At 53.5% G+C, this 1,209-nt stretch carries 1 protein-coding gene; it reads right to left on the bottom strand.

What is annotated here, in order from left to right; translation table 11 throughout:
- Positions 1–37: 37 nt before the first annotated feature.
- Positions 38–1,209 (bottom strand): integrase core domain-containing protein (locus ACODSV_RS36270; protein WP_489078413.1); only part of this gene is annotated, 1,172 nt, incomplete at its 5' end.

The following is a 1,209-nucleotide window of genomic DNA, read 5'->3' as shown; positions in this document are numbered from 1 at the left end:
TGTACGGGACAACCACATGGGTTACAAAAAAGTGCATTCACATAGGTGACACTTTGATTGAAACGTAGCCGTTCTTTGCGTCCCTGGCATTGACGTGACCTAGGATCACCGGACCGAAGATCACATTCCATACTCCGTCTTTGATCATCTCCATTCCAATGTTTTGATGCCTGAGCAGATTCCCCACGTATATCCGCAGCCCCGCCCGATTAATGATTCCGCAACTATCAGCCAGGTAACACTCAACATGGCTCGCATACCCCATTTCCGGTAGCTTTTCCGGGTAAGCTCGGGTTGAAGGGGTATAGCAGGAAGCCGGGGTTTTCTGGCCGAGCGCCTCGTGCCCTCGCTCGTGATTGTAGTGCTGCATAAAACGATCAAAGTGTTTTTGCTGAGCCTCCCAGGCAATGGCTGGCGGTTTGGGGAAAGTACTTTTCAATGTCCGGTGCATGCGCTCATGACGCCCATTTTGATCTGGCCGACCGGGCTCAATTCGCTCAGGAATAATCCCAAGGCGCAACCACCAGATCGACAACTGCGATAGTCCTGCACGACCGGTGCTGGCAAACGGCACGCCGTTATCGGTGCGGATGCGCTCAGGCATCCCGTATTCACGAAAAACGCGCTCGAAGGTTTGCTGGGTCTCCTTGAGATTGGTATTGGCCATGCTCTCGCAGGCAAGCAAGAACCGACTGGCATGATCCATGATCGTCAGTGGATAGCACCAAACGCCCGCCCCAGTGAGAAATTGGCCCTTGTAATCTGCGCTGAAGAGCTGATTAGGCGTTTCTGCCTTACGCAAAGGCTTGGGATAGACAGCGACACGCTGACGCAACGGTCGAGACGTAATCAAGTCCGCAGCCTTGAGGATGTTGTAGATGGTCGTTTTCGACGGCGGATCCTGCCCCGGAAAACGTTTCATCAGGTCGTTCTGGATCTTTTTAGGGCCCGGAACCGTTTCGCCAGTAGAGCGAAACTCAATGATTGCCTGCCTCACAACCAATGGCACCACATAGGTTTGGTTGTGCCGTCGGCGGCTACGTTCGTCGAGCCCACTGGGACCCTCCAGCTCATAGCGCTCGACCCATTTGTAGCCAGTCTTTCGGCTGATCTGATAGTCCTGGCACAGCCGGCTAAAGCTGTGCTTTTCAGACAGATACTCAGCGATGAACATCACTTTGAGGTCCATAGGTTTCAGCTCTCTCCAGG

The sequence above is a fragment of the Pseudomonas sp. FG86 genome (assembly GCF_057808775.1).
Note: the sequence above shows the minus strand (reverse complement) of the source record. Positions and strands in the feature narration are given on the sequence as shown.